This window comes from Micropruina sp. (assembly GCF_047606365.1).
Lineage (GTDB): Bacteria > Actinomycetota > Actinomycetes > Propionibacteriales > Propionibacteriaceae > Micropruina.
Genome location: NZ_JASGEN010000092.1, coordinates 1 through 15305, shown reverse-complemented (window position 1 = coordinate 15305; position 15305 = coordinate 1). Strand labels below are relative to the sequence as shown.

The window sequence follows — 15305 nt, the reverse complement described above, 5'->3', positions numbered from 1 at the left end:
GATGGCCGCGATGATCCTGGCCGGCCTGGCCACCCAGCGTGCCGACCCGGTGGAGGCGCTGTACTGGGCCGAGCGCGCCGAGGGCGGCTTGCGTGAGTTGCAGGCCGACGACGACCTGCGCCAGCTCGACTGGAGCCGGGCCGGCGCGTTGATCGGTCTCGGACGCGCCGGCGAGGCGCGGGTGCTGCTGGAGCGGCTGCAGACCTCAGGCCCGCCGGATGCCGCCCGGGCCGAATATGCGGCGATGGCGGAATGCGGGCTCGCCGAGTTGGCTCGACTGGAGGGCGATCCGCAGCGGGCGATCGAGCACTACCGGCGGGCGCTGGAGTGCTACCGCGACCCGGCCCAACGGGGGTCGCCGTGGCACGGCATGGTGCTCGCGGCGGTGCTGTCGGCCGGCGTCGCCGACGGTTCGCTGGACGCCGCGGAACAGGCCGAGTACGCCCGGCGACTCAGGTTCCGGGCACTGGTGATGAACCGCGTCCGGCCCGCGGGAATCGACGACCGGCCGATCCTGGGTGCCCAGGGCCTGGGCCTCTCGGCCTGGCTCCTCACCCGCCCAGAGTTCCAGGCCCGGGGCCTCGAGCTGCTGGCCCTGGCCGAGGTGCTGCACAGCCGGCAGGATCTGCCGTCGCTGCATTGGGCGCCGCACTGGGCCGCGGCCGAGGCAATCGTCGGCCCTGACGCAGTCGCAGAGGCCCGGCGGGCGGCGTCCGAGCTGTCGCTGGAGGACGCCGCCGACCGGGCCCACGAACTCATCGGGAAGCGGCTCTGACTAAGCCTTCCGCATGTACGCCCGGACGGTCAGCGGGGCGAAGATCGCCACGATGACGGCAGCACCGAGCAGGGAGAGCAGCACGTCGCCGCCCACCGCGCCGTTGTTGGCCAGTTCGCGCACCGCGGTGACCAGATGCGAGATCGGGTTGGCGTTGGCGAACCACTTCAGCCAGTCCGGCAGCGTGTCCACCGGCACGTAGGCGTTCGACAGGAAGGTCAGCGGGAACAGGACCAGCATCGAGATGCCCTGCACGCTGGACGCCGTCCGGGCGACCACGCCGAAGAAGGCGAAGATCCAGCTGATCGCCCACGAGCAGGCGATCACCAGCAGCCCGGCCAGCACCACGTTCCCCAGGCCACCGGCGGGGTGGTAGCCCATCACGTACCCCATCACGAAGGTGAGGGTGGTGGCGATGGCGTAGCGGATGGTGTCGGCCAGCAGCGCCCCGGCCAGCGGGGCGATCCGGGCGATCGGCAGCGACCGGAACCGGTCGAAGACGCCCTTGTCCATGTCCTCGCGCAACTGGGTGCCGGTCACCACCGAGGTGGTGATCACGGTCTGTACCAGGATGCCGGGGATCAGCGCGGGCAGGTAGTCCTGCACGTTGCCGGCGATCGCCCCGCCGAACAGGTAGGCGAACATCAGCGTGAACAGGATCGGCTGCAGCGTGACGTCGATCAGCTGCTCGGGCGTGCGGCGGATCTTGATCAGCCCGCGGGCGGCCATGGTCAGCGAGTTCTCGATGGTCTGGCCGATGCTGACCCTGTTCTTCAGCACCCGGTCGATGCCGGGCGTGATGGTGCTGTCGAGGGCTGCGGTGCTCATGGTGGTCGTGGTCATGCGGAAGCTCCTTCCAGGACGGGCTCGCCGGCTTCGTCGGCGTCCTCGCTCACGGCGCCGTGCCCGGTCAGGGCCAGGAACACCTCGTCGAGGGTGGGTTTCTGCACGCTGAGTTCGGCCAGGTGGATGCCGCCGGCGCGCAGCGTGATCAGCAGGTCGGTGACCCGGTCGGCGTCATGCATCGGCGCGGTGACCCGTCCGGCCTCGGCCGAGACGGTCGGGGTGACGCCGAGCACCCGCTCGATGGCGACCCGCAGGTCGTCCAGATCGCGCGGATCGACCAGCCGCAGCTGCAGGCTGGAGGTGCCGACGGACGCCTTCAGCTCGTCGCCGGTGCCCTCGGCCACCACGGTGCCGCGGTCGATCACCGCGATCCGGTCGGCCAACTGGTCGGCCTCGTCCAGGTACTGGGTGGTCAGTAGCACCGTCGAACCGGTGGCCACCAGGCGCCGGATGGTGTCCCACATCTGGGCGCGGGTGCGCGGGTCGAGGCCGGTGGTGGGTTCGTCCAGGAAGATCAGCGGCGGTTGCGCGATCAGGCTGGCGGCCAGGTCGAGCCGGCGGCGCATGCCGCCGGAGAAGTTCTTCAACGGACGCCGGGCGGCTTCGGTCAGGCCGAATTCCTCCAGCAGCGCGGCCGATTTGGCCTTCGCCTCGGCGCGGCTGAGGCCGAGCAGGCGGCTGAACAGCACCAGGTTCTCGGTGGCCGACAGGGTCTCGTCGACCGATGCGTACTGACCGGTGACGCCGATCAGCTGCCGGACGATCTGCGGCTCGCGCTGCACGTCGTGGGCGAAGATCCGGCCGGTGCCGCCGTCCGGACGCAGCAGGGTGGCGAGCATCGCGATGGTGGTGGTCTTGCCGGCCCCGTTGGGACCGAGGACGCCGTAGATGGAGCCGGTCGGCACGCGCAGGTCGACGCCGTCCACGGCCCGGTTGGTGCCGAACACCTTGACCAGACCGTCCGCCTCGACCGCCCAGTCGGACCGGGTGTGGCTGACGTTCATAGCGGTTCCTTTCTCGCTTGTGGCTTGATGACCGGTCCAGTCTGGAAGGGGCCGCTCACACCACGCGCACAGCGCACTGTCAGCCGCTGACAGCACGGTCAGACCGGGGTGAACACCAACGCCACGTTCTGCCCGCCGAAGGCGAACGAGTTGGACAGCACAGCACCGTGGAGAGGGCGGGTCGTCGTCGCGATCTCAAGGCCGATCTCCGGATCGGGCCGGGTCAGATTGATCGTGGGTGGGATCCGCTCCTCGGCCACCGAGAGTGCGGCGATCACCGCCTCGACGGCACCCGCCGCCCCGACCAGGTGGCCGAGGCTGGCCTTCGGTGCGCTGAGCACCGGGTGGTCGCCGATCGCGGAGCGGATGGAGCGTGCCTCGATGACGTCGCCGATCTCGGTCGAGGTGGCGTGACAGTTCACGTGGCCGATGTCGGCGGTACTCAGACCAGCGCGCCGGACGGCGGTCACCATCGCGCGCGCCTGTTCCGCCCCGGAGGGATCCGGCGCTGTGATGTGATACGCGTCCGAGGTCACCGCGTAGCCGGCCAGTCGCGCATATCCGCGCCGGCCGCGGGCCTGTGCGGATTCGGTTCGTTCCAGCACGGCCACGGCAGCGCCCTCGCCGAGCACGAAGCCCGCCCGGTCGCGGTCGAACGGTCGGGACGCCTGGTCCGGTGAGCGGTAGCGGGTGCAGAGCGCACCCGAGTTGGCGAAGGCGGCGACGGTCAGTGGCGTCAGCGCCGCGTCCGCACCGCCGACGATGACTATGTCAGCCTCGTCCAGGGCGAGCAGCCGGGCGCCGGCCACGAAGGCCTCCCCGCCGGAGGAACAGGCAGACACCGGCGTGTAGGCGCCGGCCCGGGCCTGGTAGGCGATGCTGACCTGGGCTGCGCCAGCATTGGCCATTAGCATCGGCACGGTGCGGGGCGATACTCGGCGGGCCCCGGCGCGGTCCAGTACCGATTGCTGATGCACGATCGTGCTGATCCCGCCCACTCCGGTGGCCAGCACGACAGCCAATCTGGTCGGATCCACGTCGGGCTTCCCGGCGTCTTCCCACGCCTGCGTCGAGGCGACCAGCGCGGCCTGCTGCACCCGGTCGAGTCGGCGTGCGGTGATGCGGTCGAGCGAGTCGGCCGGATCGACGGCCATCGGCGCGCCGATGGTCACTGGGAGCGCGGACGGCTCGTCGAGCGCGTCCGCGATGTCCCGCACCCCCGACTCGCCGGCACAGAGCCGTCGCCATGACTCGTCGACCGAACCCCCGAGCGGCGTCACCGCACCCATTCCCGTGATCGTGATGTCCATGGTCACCCTTCTTGTATGCCATACAAAAGTTGTATGAAGTACAATAACCAGCCATGGAGACGCAGCCAAACCGGCCTGGCCCTCGGCGTCAGGCCCGTGGACAGGCGGTACGGCGGGAGATCCTGCGGGTCGCTGCACGGCTGGGCGTGGCCGCGGGTGAGGTCAGCGTGGCGAAGATCGCCGAGGCTGCCGGGGTGTACCCGAATCAGGTCACCTATTACTTCGGATCGAAGGACGCGCTGATCGTGGAATCCGCGTTCCTCGCGGTGCTGGCGGACGCGCGCCGTCTGGAGCGCCTCGGCAACGCCGCCACGACGCCCGAGGCCTTCCGGGCCAATCTCGCCCGTGCCGGGCTGGCCATGCCGTCCACTCCGCAACTGGTTCAGGCGCTGGTCCTCGCCGGGCGCAAGCCCGAACTGCAGGAGCTCGTCAGCACCGGAATGACGCTGATTTTCCGGCAGTCGGAGCGCTATCTGGAGCGGGTGCTGCGGCGCAGTGGCTGGGTGCTCGGTGAGGCAGTGGCCACCGAGGTCCGCCGGTTCTGGGCGGTGGTGTTGGGTAGCGGGTTGATCACCAACGCCGGCTTCCCTGGGACTCCCGGCGACATCGACCTGCCCGGAATCCTGTCGGCCCGTTCATCCAGCGTTCAGGAAGCGGCACGCCCCGCCACCGGCCGGTTAGGCTGACGCCGAGATTCCCCGGGAATGGAGAACCGATGCCGGAGTTGAAGAAGTCCCCGCTGCACGATCGCCACCAGGCGCTCGGCGCCAAATTCGCCGAGTTCGGCGGGTGGTCGATGCCCTTGCAGTACGCCGGGATCGTCTCCGAGCACAAGGCGGTCCGCGAGGCGGTCGGCATCTTCGACGTCAGTCACCTCGGCAAGGCCCGGATCACCGGGCCGGGCGCCGTCGACTTCCTGAACACCTGCATCACCAATGACGTGCACAAGATCGGCGTCGGTCAGGCCCAGTACACGCTGCTCTGCAACGACGCCGGCGGTGTCGTCGACGACCTGATCTGGTACTGGCTGGCCGATGACGAGATCTTCCTGATCCCCAACGCCGCCAACACCGCCGAGGTCGTCGAGTTGCTCGCAGCCGCCGCGCCCGACGGCATCACCGTCGCCAACGAGCACGACGATCACGCCGTCCTCGCTGTGCAGGGGCCGTCCTCGGACGAAACCCTGGCCGCGCTCGGGCTGCCGGTCGGCCATGACTACATGCGGTTCGCTCCCAGCACCCTGGACGGCGTCGAACTGACCGTCTGCCGCACCGGCTACACCGGCGAGCGCGGCTACGAGTTGGTCGTGCCCGCCGCCGATGCGGGAAAGATCTGGGACGCGGTGCTCGCCGCCGGCGAGCAGTACGGGATCGCGCCGGCCGGCCTGGGCGCCCGGGACACGCTGCGCACCGAGATGGGCTACCCGCTGCACGGTCAGGACCTGCGGCCCGACCTGTCGGCGGGGCAGTGCGGCGTCGGCTGGGCAATCGGCTGGAAGAAGGACGCCTTCTGGGGCGCGGACGCCCTGCGCGCTGAGAAGGCCGCCGGGCCGGAACTCCGGTTGACCGGGCTGCTCGCGCAGGGCCGCGGCATTCCGCGTCCGCACATGGAGGTGGTGCACGACGGCGAGGTGGTCGGCGAGGTCACTTCGGGCACCTTCTCGCCGACGCTGAGCAAGGGCATCGCACTGGCGCTGCTGCCGCCGGCGTTGGTGCCCGGCACTGCCGTCAGCGTCCGCGTCCGGAACCGCGAGGAGCCGTTCGAGGTGGTCAAGCCTCCGTTCGTCACCCCCGGGGTGCGCGCATGAACGGACGCGGTTGGCGCCAGTGGGCGCACCTGGCCCTGGCCGCGGCCGGCCTGGTGGCGGTGCTGTGGGCGGTGGCGCTCGGCGCCAATCCGACGATCTGGTGTCGCGATCAGGTGATGCGCCCGGGCGCGGTGTGCCACAACGCCGAGGGCACCAAGATTCAGACCTATGAAGAGCGGGCCAGCGCCGCCCAATGGGCACGTCCGGTGGTCGGCGTGGTCGGTGCCGGCGTGACGGCCTTCGCTCTGGTGCTCTGGCGCGGCGAGCGCCGCAAGGTAGCGGCCTGAGCTACTCCGCGTCGAGACTCATCGGCCCGTAGACGAGCCGATCCTCCTCGTAGAGCGAAACCTCTGCGACGCCCGCGTCCGCGAGGTCAAGGAAGTGCGTACTGAGCCACGCTTCGGCTTCGGCCTGGGAGCCGAACGTCTCATCGGCTCCGGGCAGGTCGGTGTCCGACGGAGCGGGAACCGACCGCCACCGCCACGACATCAGAAGGTGTCGCCGCGCTTCAGCACCGGACGGGGCACCCGCAGCCGGCGCACCGAGAGCGAACGGTTGAAGCCGTAGTAGAGCAGGCCCTTGAGCGGTTCGCGGGGGATCCGCTCGGCGGCCAGCTTCTTGAAGCCGCGCCACATCCGGGTGATGTCGATGCCGATCAGCACCATGAAACCCCAGGTGGCGTACGTCGCGGGCTCGACCAGCGTCGGGAAGACCGGGGCGAGCACCAGCACGAAGAGCAGCATCGTCATCAGGATCGGCATCGACAGCTCGGCGAGGCTGAACCGGGTGTCGACCCAGTTGCGCATCAGCACCTTGCCCGGCGCATTGTCGATCGCCGCCATCTCTTTGCGGCGCTCGGCGCTCGCCTGCTCGCGCGACCTGCGCTTGGCCTCCTTGGGGCTGAGCTGCGGGTTGAGCCGCTGGCGGCGCGCGGCCTCGGCGTCCCGGCGTTTCGGGGTGGGCACGGACTTCGCCCGCGGCCCGACGCCTGGAGTCTCAGGCGTCGCTGCCGGCTCCGGGGCGGCTTCCTTGTCCTTATTGGTGGAGAACAATCCCACGTCGAACCTCGATGTCGGTGGATCAGATGACCCCTCATCCTACCCTGGGATGCCGCCCGCACCGGACCGTTGGACGCGGCTCGAGGACGCCCTGCGGCCGGCCGCCGTCCGGCGAGTTCGACGGCCGGATAGGCTGGTTCCCGATCGCGCACTCAACGGAAGGCGACCCCCCATGGCTGGGCTTTTCCAACGGATGAAAGCCATCTTCTCCGCCAAGGCCGACAAGGCTCTCGACAAACTCGAAGACCCGCGCGAGACGCTGGACTACTCCTACAGCAAGCAACTCGAACTGCTGCAGCAGGTGCGTCGCGGTGTGGCCGAGGTGGCGACCAGCCGCAAGCGGGTCGAACTGCAGGCCGGGCAGCTCAACCAGCAGATGGACAAGCTGACCGTCGCCGCCACCCGCGCTCTGGAGGCCGGCCGCGAGGATCTCGCCCGCGAGGCACTGACCCGCAAGTCGGGCCTGCAGCAGCAGCTCGCCGAGTTGCAGACTCAGCATGCGGCGCTGCAGTCCGAAGAGGAGCGCCTGGTCCGGGCCAGCCAGCAGTTGCAGGCCAAGGTGGACGCCTTCCGGACCCGTAAGGAGACCATCAAGGCCACGTATACGGCGGCCGAAGCGCAGACCAAGATCAGTGAGGCGTTCAGCGGCCTCGGCAAGGAACTCGGCGACGTCGGTCAGGCCATCCAGCGCGCCGAGGACAAGACCACGCAGCTGCAGGCCCGGGCCGCGGCCGTCGACGAACTGCTGGCCAGCGGTGCGCTCGACGACCCGTCCGGCCTGGCTCAGGACGACATCACCCGCGAACTGGACGCGCTGGCGTCCGGTGCCCAGGTGGACAACGAACTGGCCGCACTGAAGGCGTCGCTGTCCGGCGGCGCCCAGCCGGGTCAGTTGGACGTCGGCGCGCCCGAGCAGCCTGCCGGTGAGCTACCGGGTCGCACGTTCGAACAGCCCCCGGCGCCCGGGACGGTGCCGGAGTCGGATTCCACCGAGAACCTGCGGTGAGCGCCGGTCTCGATGGCTGAGCGCCGTCCGCGGGTGCTGGTGGCCGGCGGACCGGTGAGGGACCTGTCGGCGCGGGCCGCCGCGGTGGCGCTGGCCACGGGTTTCGCCGAATCGGCCGAGGTGGCCGCTGTCGGTCTGGCACAGGGCGGACGCGCCCTCGGTCAGGCGCTGGTCGAGCCCGAGGGTGAACTGGAATCGCTCAGCACCGGCTGGCTCGCCCGGCGTCCGGGACTGGTCGCGGTGGGCATCGATCCGGTCACGCCGGAGGATCCGCTGACCGGTAGCAGTGCCGCGCTGGGACGATTGGTCGGCTATTCGCTGCAGGGCGATGATCCTGCGCAGGGTGGGCGGACGACGTCGGTGGCGATCGACCTGACCGCGCTCGACGTGCACGATGCCGGGGCCGGGTTCCTGGGTGCGCTCGGCGCGACGGCCGATGTCGCGTTGGATGCCGGTCCCGAACCGTTGGCGGCCCTCACTCGGCTCGAGTTGGACGCCGTCCGGGCCCGATTCGCCGGCTGTGAGCTGGTCGGCCTGGTGGCGTCGGGCGCGCTGGACGACCAACTGCTGGGCCTGCGCGGCGTCACCTCCCGGCGCGGACGCGGGCTGGGCACCCCGGCGGAGCGGATGCTGGCGGTGGACGCGGCACTGGAGCGGTTCGCCGAGCTTGCCGACGCCGGCCAAGCTCGTGTCGCCGGTGCCGGTGCGGCCGGCGGTGTCGGATTTGCGATCCTCGCCCTGGGCGGACGGCTGAGCACCGGCCCGGCGTTCTGTGCGGAACGGATCGGGCTCGACCGCGGCCTGGCGGCGGCCGACCTGGTGGTCGCTGCCTGCGATTCGTTCGACTTCGGACGCCGCGGCGGCGGGGTGGTCACCGAACTCGCCGGATGGTGCGAGACCGCCGAGACCCCACTGGTGGTGGTGTCGCCGACGATCGAGATGTCCGAGCGCGAGATGCGGGTGATGGGGGTGGAATCCGGCCATCTGCTCGAACCCGGCACCGACACCGCGGCGGCGCTGACGGCGACCGGACGCCGACTCGCCGCCGGCTGGGCGGCGCGGTGGTGACCGGCGTTCACCACGTCCGGAACGAGCGATTACACTGATCCCGGAATACCCGCTCGCCGCGGAGGCGTTGCTCCGGGCGAGTATCCCCGAGAAACCGGAGTCACCATGTCCCTGGACCAGCAGCTCGACATCGACGGCATCATCCTCACCGAAGCCGCAGCGACCAAGGTGAAGGACCTGGTCTCGCAGCAGCCCGAAGTGGACCTTTTCCTCCGTATCTCCGTGGCGCCGGGCGGCTGTTCCGGCCTGCGCTACCAGCTCTCCCTCGACGATCGGGAGCTGGACGGCGACGTCACCAAGGAATGGTTCGGTGTGCCGGTGGTCACCGACCGGATGTCGGCCCCCTACCTGATCGGCGCGACCATCGATTTCGTGGACAGCATCGAGGCGCAGGGCTTCACCATCGACAACCCCAACGCGCAGGGCTCCTGCGCCTGCGGCGACAGCTTCCACTGAGCCCGGCCGCCCGCTGCGCGCGGGACTACGGGTAACAATCCCAGATTCAGCAATATCGGGGCGCCCCAGGGGGGCGTCCCGATGTGCTTTTGGGCTAGGGTGAGCCACCTAGGAATCTGACGATTCGGAGGCTTGCCGGGGCGACCATGCCATCGGGAGGCGTCCGTCGTGGGAAGGCGGAACGTCCGTGGTGAAGAACCGCACACGCCCCGGCCGCGTCGTGGCGCTGGGGGGCGGCGCGCTCTTGGCGCTTGCGCTGTCCGGCTGCAGTCAGGACACGATCGACCAATGGGGCCGCTGGGGCATGCTCCCGGCAGCCAGCGAGCAGGCCCCGTGGATCGGCAACCTGTGGAACGGCGCCTGGATCGCCTCCATGGTGATCGGTGTGTTCGTCTGGGGCCTGATGGCCTGGGTGGCCATCCGTTATCGCCGTAAGAGCGACTCCGAGGTGCCCCGGCAGACCCGGTACAACCTGCCGATGGAGATCCTCTACACGATGGTGCCGTTCCTGATCATCGGCGTGCTGTTCTTCTTCACCGTGCAGAGCCAGGACAACGTGCTGGCCAAGGTGAACGACCGTCCCGTCCACACTGTGAACGTGATCGGCCAGAAATGGTCATGGTCCTTCAACTACATGGAGCAGCAGAACCCCGCGGTCAACGCCGTCGTCTACGACACCGGCACCGTCGAGCGGCTGCCCGACCTGTACCTGCCGGTGAACGAGCCGGTGCGGTTCAACCTGACCTCGGCTGATGTCATCCATTCGTTCTGGGTTCCCGAGTTCTACTTCAAGCTCGACGTCATTCCCGGCCATCCCAACTCCTTCGACGTCACGCCCAGCCGGACGGGCACGTTCCTGGGCAAGTGCGCCGAACTGTGTGGCACCTACCACTCGGCCATGTTGTTCAACGTGCACGTGGTGACCGTCGAGGAGTACAACGCGCATCTGAAGGAGCTGGCGGCCAAGGGCCAGACCGGAGAGCTGAAGCCGCCCACGTGGGTCAACACTGTTCCGTCGGCACCGGCAGATGAGGAGCATCAACGATGAGCGTTGCACGAGTGAGCCTCGGTTCGACGGAGCGCCGGGCGGTCCGTCGGGCGAACTGGGGCAGCAGGGCGATGACGCTGCTGACGTCGACCGACCACAAGGTCATCGCGAACCTGTACTTCGTCACGGCTTTCGCCTTCTTCGGGTTCGGCGGCCTGCTGGCACTCGCCATCCGGGCTGAACTCGCCTTCCCGGGTCTGCAGTACCTGCACTACGAGACCTTCAACCAGTTCTTCACCATGCACGGCACGATCATGCTGCTGATGTTCGCGACACCGATGTTCGCGGCCTTCGCCAACGCGATCATGCCGTTGCAGATCGGCGCCCCCGACGTCGCGTTCCCGCGGATGAACATGTTCAGCTACTGGCTGTACCTGTTCGGCTCGGTGACCGCATGCTCGGGCTTCCTGTCGCCGCAGGGTGCGGCGGCGTTCGGCTGGTTCGCCTACGCCCCGCTGTCGGACGCGATCAACTCGCCCGGCGTCGGCGGCGACCTGTGGCTGATGGGCCTGTACGTGATGGGTCTGTCGACGATCCTCGGCGCGGTCAACTTCGTCACCACCATCGTCTGCATGCGGGCGCCGGGCATGACCATGTTCCGGATGCCGATCTTCACCTGGAACATCTTTGTCACCTCGCTGCTGGTGCTGCTGGTGTTCCCGGTGCTGGCCGCCGGCCTGCTGGTCCTCGAGGCCGATCGCCGGATCGGCACCCACATCCTCGACCCCGGGGTCGGCGGTGCGGTGCTGTGGCAGCACCTGTTCTGGTTCTTCGGGCATCCCGAGGTCTACATCATCGCGATCCCGTTCTTCGGCATCATCACCGAGATCCTGCCGGTGTTCAGCCGCAAGCCGATCTTCGGTTACGTCGGCCTGGTTGCCGCGACCATGGCGATCGGCGGCTTGAGCGTCGCGGTGTGGGCGCACCACATGTTCGTCACCGGAGCGGTGAACCTGCCGTTCTTCTCGTTCATGACCTTCATGATCGCGGTGCCCACCGGGGTGAAGTTCTTCAACTGGATCGGCACCCTGTGGGGCGGATCGATCAGTTTCGAAACACCGATGATGTGGGCGATGGGCTTCCTCACCACCTTCCTGTTCGGTGGCCTGACCGGCGTCATCCTGGCCAGCCCGCCGCTGGACTTCCACGTCTCGGACACCTACTTCGTGGTCGCACACTTCCACTACGTGCTGTTCGGCACCGTGGTGTTCGCGATGTTCGGTGGCTTCTACTACTGGTGGCCCAAGTTCACCGGCCGGATGCTCAACGAGCGCTGGGGCAAGGTGCACTTCTGGATGCTGTTCTTCGGCTTCCACCTGACCTTCCTGGTGCAGCACTGGCTGGGTATCGAGGGCATGCAGCGACGGATCGCCGACTACCTGCCGACCGAGGGCTTCGAGTTCCTCAACCAGGTCTCCACCGTCGGTGCCTTCCTGCTCGGCATCTCGATGCTGCCGTTCTTCTGGAACATCTGGATCAGCCGCAATTCGCCGCTGGTGAACACCGACGATCCGTGGGGCTGGGGTCGCTCGCTGGAGTGGGCGACTTCCTGCCCGCCGCCGCGGCACAACTTCAGCAAGCTGCCGCGGATCCGTTCCGAGTCGCCCGCCTTCGATCTGCACCATCCCGAGATCCACGGCGTGGACCGCACCGAGGAGATGGACGTCCTACTCACCGGCGTCGGCACGGCGTCCTCCATCGAGAATCCCAAGGGGGAGTGAACCCATGAAGGTCGAAGGCTGGATGTTCGCCGCGATCGCGATCTTCGTCGCGATCGTGACGCCGATCTACTGGTTCATGTCCCACGAGATCATCGGCACCGTCGCACTGATCATGACGGTGCTGCTGTTCACGATGGTCGCGTTCTACGTGTTCAACCTGTCCCGCAAGATGGACGCCCGGTTGGAGGACCGCAAGGACGCCGAGATCGCCGAAGGTGCCGGCGCCCTGGGCTTCTTCCCGCCGAAGAGCATCTGGCCCTTCTGGGTGGCGCTCACCGTCCAACTGCTCGCTCTCGGCCCGGTCTTCGGCTGGTGGATCAGCATCCTCGCCGTCTGCCTCGGCATCTGGGCTCTCAGTGGTTGGGTGTTCGAGTACTACCGCGGCGACTACCAGCACTGAGCCTCGAGGGTGTCCTGCCCGGGAGTCACACCCTTCCCCCTAAGCCCTGCCTAACTAGTTCTGCCCTCCCACATGCGGGAGGGCAGAACTAGTTAGGCAGGGCTTTAGGGCGCTTGTCGGCTCACCCGGCAGGAACTTATCCACAGGGCGTGCCCGTTGATGAATGATCCGGGATGTTGGTGTCCAAGGTGAGGGCATGACCGTCTACACCACCAAGTCGTGGATGCACGACCAATCGTGTGACCGTAGGGGAATGGATTCCGCCTTGCGGGCAGGGCAGCTGGTGAGGTTGCGACGCGGCGTCGTGATGCCGACCGAGAACCTCGCGCCCTGGGAGCTGCATCGTCGCAGGGTGGACGCCGCGGCGCTGGCGATCAATCACGGCACCTACTTCGCGTTTCAGTCGGCGGCGATCCTGCACGGACTGCCCGTGCGAATCGCGGACGCGCTACCGGTGCAGGTGGTTCGGACGATGGGCGGTCGGCACACCCGGAATCGGCTGCTCCAAGCCACTCCGGCGATCCTGGACGACGATGACACGGACCTGATTGACGGACTTCCGACCACCAGCCTGCGCCGAACGGTCACCGATCTGGCGAGGCGGCTGTCCTTCCCCGACGCGGTGGCGGTCGTTGATGCAGCGCTGCGGCGCGGAGTGGTGCGTGAAGACCTGGCTACCCCGAACGGCTACGGTCATGCCCGAGCGGCCCAGGCTGTTGCCTTCGGCGATCCGTCCAGTGAGAGCTTCGGAGAGTCGCACAGCCGGGCCAGGATGCGACTGGCGAATATTCCGATCCCGCGGTTGCAGGTGGACCAGTTCAGCGCGGGCGGTCGCTTTCTGGGCAGGCCGGACTTCGACTGGGGCGACGGAATCATCGGTGAGTACGACGGTGGCAGCAAGTACGACGGGACATACGGCGACGACCCCCGAGCGGTGATTGAGGCGGAGAAGCAGCGGCAGCAGGCCTTGGTGGACGAGGGCTACTGCGTCGTCCGTTGGTGTTGGAAGGACCTGCAGTCGCCCGGCATGGTGGAGTCCCGGATTCGCCGTGCGCTGGCGGCGCGGCCGTTCCGCAAGGCCTCCCGCTAGTCCCGTCCCCGTACGCCCTCTGCGCATGCTGATAAGGCCCTCCCTAACTATCTCTGCCCTCCCGCATGCGGGAGGGCAGAGATAGTTAGGGAGGGCTTTGGTGGACGGGTGGACGTCGGGGTGGTTTCGGGTCACCAGCTGACGTGCAGGGGGCGTCCCTCGTTGAAGCCGGACGCGGACTGGATGCCGACGACCGCGTTGGCGGCGAACTCGGGCAGAGTCCGGGCGCCGGCGTAGGTGCAGCTGGAGCGGACGCCGGCGACGATGAAGTCGATCAGGTCTTCGACACCGGGACGGGCCGGGTCGAGGTACATCCGGGAGTGCGAGATGCCTTCCTCGAACAGGGCCGCGCGGGCCCGCTCGAAGCGGGACTGCTCGCGGGTCCGCATCCGCACCGCGCGGGCGGACGCCATGCCGAACGACTCCTTGTAGGGACGCCCGTCGTGGTCGGTGACCAGGTCGCCGGCTGATTCGTGGGTGCCGGCGAACCAGGAACCGATCATCACCGCGCCCGAGCCGGCGGCCAGCGCGAGCGCCACATCGCGCGGGTGCCGGACGCCGCCGTCGGCCCAGATCGCCTTGCCGCTGGCGTTGGCCTCGGCAGCGCACTCCAGCACCGCGGAGAACTGCGGACGACCCACACCGGTCTGCATCCGGGTGGTGCACATGGCACCCGGCCCGACACCCACCTTCACCACGTCGGCACCGGCCTCGATCAGGTCGGCCGTGCCCTCGGCGGTGACGACGTTGCCGGCCACCAGCGGCACCGAGCTGCCCCGGGCAGTCAGCATGGCGCGGACCAGCCGCAGGCCCTCGATCATCCGCTCCTGGTGGCCATGCGCGGTGTCCATCACCAGGACGTCGGCGCCGGCGTCCAGCAACTCGGCGGCCCGTCGCTCGACGTCCTTCGAGATGCCCACCGCGGCACCGACCCGGAGCCGGCCGGAGGCGTCCAGGGCCGGGGGATAGAGGGTGGCGCGCAGGGCGCCCTTGCTGGTCATCAGGCCGGTCAGCTTGCCGTCGCGCACCGCCAGGGCCACCCGGTGCCGGCGGGTGCTGAGCAGCTCGAAGACGTCCGCCGGCGAGGTCTCCGGATCGACCAGCGTGAGGTCGGTCGACATCGCCTCGTGAACCTGCACGAACCGGTCCAGTCCCGCCGCCTCGGACGGCCCCAGCAGGCCGACCGGGACGCCGTCCTCGACGACCACCACCAGGCCGTGCGCCCGCTTGGGCAGCAGGTTCAGGGCCTCGCCGACGGTCGTGCTGGGATCGACGTGCACCGCGGTGTCGAAGACGGTGTGAGCCGCCTTCACCCGGGCGATCGTCTCGGCCACGATGGCCGTCGGCAGATCCTGCGGAATGATCGCGATGCCACCCCGGCGGGCCACCGTCTCGGCCATCCGGCGGCCCGAGATCGCGGTCATATTGGCCACCACCAGCGGCAGCGGCAGACGCAGGGCGTCGGTGCTGGTCAGGTCCACGTCGAGCCTGGAGACGACCGATGAACGCCGCGGTGCCATGAAGACATCGTCGTAGGTGAGGTCATGGGACGGCATCGGATTCAGGAAGCGCACCGGCAGATGGTATCGCGGTGCATCGGGCTGAGGCGCGGTGGGGGAGTGGGGCCCAAAAAAGCGGTGCCGCCGAGAAGCTCTCGGCGGCACCCGTTGTTGTGCTTAAGGCGGGCAGGGAGTGATCTCGCGGGGGGTGTGGCCG

15 protein-coding genes and 1 pseudogene are annotated in these 15305 nt (G+C 68.8%); 11 read left to right on the top strand and 5 right to left on the bottom strand.

Features of this window, described 5'->3' with window-relative positions; all coding sequences use genetic code 11:
• The coding region (locus tag QM624_RS10490; protein WP_415091519.1) for a hypothetical protein at positions 1-775 on the top strand (775 nt) is incomplete at its 5' end.
• Here the strand turns inward: QM624_RS10490 and QM624_RS10485 are convergent.
• The 3 genes from QM624_RS10485 to QM624_RS10475 all read right to left on the bottom strand — a co-directional run bounded on the left by QM624_RS10485 (position 776) and on the right by QM624_RS10475 (position 3935).
• Positions 776-1618: an ABC transporter permease gene (locus tag QM624_RS10485; RefSeq protein ID WP_415091517.1), complete on the bottom strand. Its 843-nt coding sequence runs from the start codon at positions 1616-1618 to the stop codon at positions 776-778.
• Positions 1615-2625 (bottom strand): ATP-binding cassette domain-containing protein, encoded by a 1011-nt coding sequence (locus QM624_RS10480; protein WP_415091515.1) that lies wholly within the window; start codon positions 2623-2625, stop codon positions 1615-1617. Before QM624_RS10480 ends, QM624_RS10485 begins: the two co-directional genes overlap by 4 nt.
• Before the next feature lie 98 nt (positions 2626-2723).
• Positions 2724-3935: a beta-ketoacyl-[acyl-carrier-protein] synthase family protein gene (locus QM624_RS10475; protein ID WP_415091513.1), complete on the bottom strand. Its 1212-nt coding sequence runs from the start codon at positions 3933-3935 to the stop codon at positions 2724-2726.
• Between the two features lie 53 nt (positions 3936-3988).
• Here QM624_RS10475 and QM624_RS10470 point away from each other — a divergent pair, with 53 nt between their 5' ends.
• Genes QM624_RS10470 through QM624_RS10460 form a run of 3 tightly spaced genes read left to right on the top strand, consistent with a single transcriptional unit; the run spans position 3989 to position 6029 of the window.
• Positions 3989-4621 carry a TetR/AcrR family transcriptional regulator C-terminal domain-containing protein gene (locus QM624_RS10470; RefSeq protein WP_415091511.1) on the top strand — a complete coding sequence of 211 codons (633 nt, stop codon included), beginning with the start codon at positions 3989-3991 and terminating at the stop codon, positions 4619-4621.
• 29 nt (positions 4622-4650) lie between these two features.
• Entirely contained in the window at positions 4651-5742 is a 1092-nt protein-coding gene (gcvT, locus tag QM624_RS10465; RefSeq protein ID WP_415091509.1) for a glycine cleavage system aminomethyltransferase GcvT, read from the top strand.
• Positions 5739-6029, top strand: a complete 291-nt coding sequence (locus tag QM624_RS10460; protein ID WP_415091507.1) for a hypothetical protein — start codon at positions 5739-5741, stop codon at positions 6027-6029. Before gcvT ends, QM624_RS10460 begins: the two co-directional genes overlap by 4 nt.
• A 201-nt stretch (positions 6030-6230) precedes the next feature.
• Here the strand turns inward: QM624_RS10460 and QM624_RS10455 are convergent, their stop codons facing one another.
• A complete protein-coding gene (locus tag QM624_RS10455; protein WP_415091505.1) occupies positions 6231-6800 on the bottom strand; it encodes a DUF3043 domain-containing protein in 570 nt (189 codons plus the stop codon).
• Positions 6801-6972: 172 nt separating this feature from the next.
• Here QM624_RS10455 and QM624_RS10450 point away from each other — a divergent pair, with 172 nt between their 5' ends.
• From QM624_RS10450 to QM624_RS10420, 7 genes and pseudogenes are all read left to right on the top strand, one after another.
• Positions 6973-7806 (top strand): PspA/IM30 family protein, encoded by an 834-nt coding sequence (locus QM624_RS10450; RefSeq protein ID WP_415091503.1) that lies wholly within the window; start codon positions 6973-6975, stop codon positions 7804-7806.
• 12 nt (positions 7807-7818) lie between these two features.
• A complete protein-coding gene (locus tag QM624_RS10445) occupies positions 7819-8874 on the top strand; it encodes a glycerate kinase (RefSeq protein WP_415091501.1) in 1056 nt (351 codons plus the stop codon).
• Between the two features lie 105 nt (positions 8875-8979).
• On the top strand, positions 8980-9330 hold the full coding sequence (locus QM624_RS10440; protein ID WP_415091499.1) for a HesB/IscA family protein: 351 nt from the start codon (positions 8980-8982) through the stop codon (positions 9328-9330).
• 280 nt (positions 9331-9610) lie between these two features.
• The gene (gene coxB / locus QM624_RS10435; RefSeq protein ID WP_415091521.1) at positions 9611-10378 is read left to right on the top strand and encodes a cytochrome c oxidase subunit II; all 768 of its coding nucleotides are present in this window, start codon (positions 9611-9613) and stop codon (positions 10376-10378) included.
• Between the two features lie 83 nt (positions 10379-10461).
• Positions 10462-12099: pseudogene (gene ctaD / locus QM624_RS10430) on the top strand (cytochrome c oxidase subunit I); the annotation flags it as partial.
• A 4-nt stretch (positions 12100-12103) separates the two neighbouring features.
• Complete coding sequence (locus tag QM624_RS10425; protein ID WP_298129587.1) at positions 12104-12499, top strand: cytochrome c oxidase subunit 4; 396 nt, start codon at positions 12104-12106, stop codon at positions 12497-12499.
• Positions 12500-12695: 196 nt separating this feature from the next.
• Positions 12696-13589 (top strand): hypothetical protein, encoded by an 894-nt coding sequence (locus QM624_RS10420; RefSeq protein WP_415091497.1) that lies wholly within the window; start codon positions 12696-12698, stop codon positions 13587-13589.
• A gap of 131 nt (positions 13590-13720) precedes the next feature.
• On the opposite strand, the gene QM624_RS10415 is transcribed toward QM624_RS10420, so the two are convergent.
• Positions 13721-15163 (bottom strand): GuaB1 family IMP dehydrogenase-related protein, encoded by a 1443-nt coding sequence (locus tag QM624_RS10415; protein ID WP_415091495.1) that lies wholly within the window; start codon positions 15161-15163, stop codon positions 13721-13723.
• Between the last annotated feature and the right edge of the window lie 142 nt (positions 15164-15305).

Bases quoted from the DNA above. Each gene is read 5' to 3' on its own strand.
- QM624_RS10485 (WP_415091517.1), bottom strand. From the start codon at position 1,618: ATGACCACGACCACCATGAGCACCGCAGCCCTCGACAGCACCATCACG.
- QM624_RS10480 (WP_415091515.1), bottom strand. From the start codon at position 2,625: ATGAACGTCAGCCACACCCGGTCCGACTGGGCGGTCGAGGCGGACGGT.
- QM624_RS10475 (WP_415091513.1), bottom strand. From the start codon at position 3,935: ATGGACATCACGATCACGGGAATGGGTGCGGTGACGCCGCTCGGGGGT.
- QM624_RS10470 (WP_415091511.1), top strand. From the start codon at position 3,989: ATGGAGACGCAGCCAAACCGGCCTGGCCCTCGGCGTCAGGCCCGTGGA.
- gcvT (WP_415091509.1), top strand. From the start codon at position 4,651: ATGCCGGAGTTGAAGAAGTCCCCGCTGCACGATCGCCACCAGGCGCTC.
- QM624_RS10460 (WP_415091507.1), top strand. From the start codon at position 5,739: ATGAACGGACGCGGTTGGCGCCAGTGGGCGCACCTGGCCCTGGCCGCG.
- QM624_RS10450 (WP_415091503.1), top strand. From the start codon at position 6,973: ATGGCTGGGCTTTTCCAACGGATGAAAGCCATCTTCTCCGCCAAGGCC.
- QM624_RS10445 (WP_415091501.1), top strand. From the start codon at position 7,819: ATGGCTGAGCGCCGTCCGCGGGTGCTGGTGGCCGGCGGACCGGTGAGG.
- QM624_RS10440 (WP_415091499.1), top strand. From the start codon at position 8,980: ATGTCCCTGGACCAGCAGCTCGACATCGACGGCATCATCCTCACCGAA.
- QM624_RS10425 (WP_298129587.1), top strand. From the start codon at position 12,104: ATGAAGGTCGAAGGCTGGATGTTCGCCGCGATCGCGATCTTCGTCGCG.
- QM624_RS10420 (WP_415091497.1), top strand. From the start codon at position 12,696: ATGACCGTCTACACCACCAAGTCGTGGATGCACGACCAATCGTGTGAC.